At 38.2% G+C, this 2,294-nt stretch carries 2 protein-coding genes; both read left to right on the plus strand.

The window, feature by feature from the left end:
* Positions 1-155 precede the first annotated feature (155 nt).
* A complete protein-coding gene (gene sucC / locus AC06OU_RS07895; RefSeq protein ID WP_342566821.1) occupies positions 156-1,316 on the plus strand; it encodes an ADP-forming succinate--CoA ligase subunit beta in 1,161 nt (386 codons plus the stop codon).
* 18 nt (positions 1,317-1,334) lie between these two features.
* A complete protein-coding gene (sucD, locus tag AC06OU_RS07900; protein ID WP_169358582.1) occupies positions 1,335-2,237 on the plus strand; it encodes a succinate--CoA ligase subunit alpha in 903 nt (300 codons plus the stop codon).
* The last annotated feature ends 57 nt before the right edge of the window (positions 2,238-2,294 follow it).

Here is a 2,294-nt window from a genome sequence, read left to right on the forward strand (position 1 = left end):
ATATTTTAGCAAAATAGGAAGTATATTGTCGATTTCTAAAGATTGAATATTCTATGTTTTTTGTAGTTATAATACTTTTATGGACAATTTGTGACAGCTTTATTACAATGATAAAGGTAGCAAATAGTGACATAAGTTTGAGGGAGGATGTATAAATGAATATCCATGAATATCAAGGTAAACAGCTCCTTAGACAATATGGCGTAGCAGTTTCTAACGGAATCGTTGCTTTTTCACCAGAAGAAGCAGTGAAGGCCGCTAAGGAATTAGGTTCTGACGTTATTGTTGTTAAAGCCCAAATTCACGCAGGTGGACGCGGTAAAGCTGGTGGGGTTAAAATTGCAAAGAATTTAGACGAAGTACGTGAATATGCAAAAGAGCTTTTAGGTAAAGTTTTAGTAACTCACCAAACAGGACCAGAAGGTAAAGAGATCAAGCGTCTACTTATCGAAGAAGGTAGTAAAATTAAAAAAGAATATTATGTAGGTTTAGTATTAGATCGTTCGACTTCTCGTGTAACATTAATGGGCTCTGAAGAGGGCGGAATGGACATCGAGGAAGTAGCAGCAAATTCTCCGGAGAAATTATTCTATGAAGAAATCGATCCTGTAGTAGGATTAACTGGATTCCAAGCTCGTAGAATGGCATTCAATATGAATATTCCAGCGAAACTTGTAAATAAAGCAGCTAAGTTTATGCTTGGTCTTTATCAAGTTTACAATGAAAAAGATGCTTCTATCGTTGAAATCAATCCATTAGTAGTAACTGAGGATGACAATGTATTAGCATTAGACGCTAAGTTTAACTTTGACAGTAATGCTTTATACAAACACAAGGACATCTTAGAGTTACGTGACTATGATGAAGAAGATCCAAAAGAAATCGAAGCATCTAAATATGACCTAAGTTATATTTCATTAGATGGAAACATCGGATGTATGGTTAATGGAGCAGGTTTAGCTATGGCAACAATGGATACAATTAGCTACTACGGCGGCTCACCCGCTAACTTCCTGGACGTTGGGGGCGGTGCTACAGCTGAAAAGGTTACAGAAGCATTCAAAATTATCTTAGCTGACAAAAATGTAAAAGGTATTTTTGTTAATATCTTTGGTGGTATCATGAAATGTGACGTAATTGCAGAAGGTGTTATCATCGCTGCAAAAGAAGTTGGACTTCAAGTGCCATTAGTTGTTCGCTTAGAGGGTACAAACGTAGATTTAGGTAAGAAATTATTAAATGAATCAGGCATCAATATTGTTGCAGCAGATTCAATGGCAGACGGTGCTCAAAAAATCGTTAATCTTGTAGGATAAGAAAGGCAGGGACATAAAATGAGCGTATATATTAATAAAGATACTAAAGTAATTGTTCAAGGAATTACGGGCTCAACTGCTCTTTTCCATACAAAACAAATGCTAGAATACGGCACTAAAATCGTTGCTGGGGTTACTCCTGGTAAGGGTGGAACAGAAGTAGAAGGCGTACCTGTATTCAATACAGTAGCGGACGCTGTTAAAGATACAGGTGCTAATGTATCTGTAATCTACGTACCTGCTCCATTTGCTGCTGATGCAATCATGGAAGCTGTTGACGCTGAGCTAGATATGGCTATTTGTATTACTGAACATATTCCTGTATTGGATATGGTAAAAGTTAAGCGCTATATGGAAGGCAAGAAAACACGTTTAGTGGGACCAAACTGCCCAGGTGTTATTACAGCTGATGAGTGTAAAATCGGGATCATGCCTGGATATATCCATACAAAAGGACATGTAGGCGTAGTTTCACGTTCTGGTACGTTAACATATGAGGCGGTTCATCAATTGACTCAAGCAGGCATCGGTCAAACGACTGCTGTAGGTATTGGTGGAGACCCTGTAAATGGTACAAACTTTATCGACGTGTTAAAAGAATTTAACGAAGATGAAGATACTTATGCTGTAGTAATGATCGGAGAAATCGGTGGTACTGCTGAAGAAGAGGCTGCTGAATGGATCAAAGCTAACATGAAGAAACCAGTAGTAGGATTTATTGGTGGACAAACTGCACCTCCTGGAAAACGTATGGGTCACGCTGGAGCAATTATCTCTGGTGGCCAAGGTACGGCAGAAGGTAAAATTCAAGCAATGGAAGCTGCTGGTATGAAAGTGGCTGCTACTCCATCTGTAATTGGCGAAACTTTAATCGAAGCTATTAAAGAAGCAGGAATTTACGACGCTTGTAAAACACATTAATTAAAAAAGTGCGGCTCATCGAATGATGGGTCGTACTTTTTATAAACTAATAATTAC

Source organism: Psychrobacillus sp. (genome assembly GCF_056205495.1).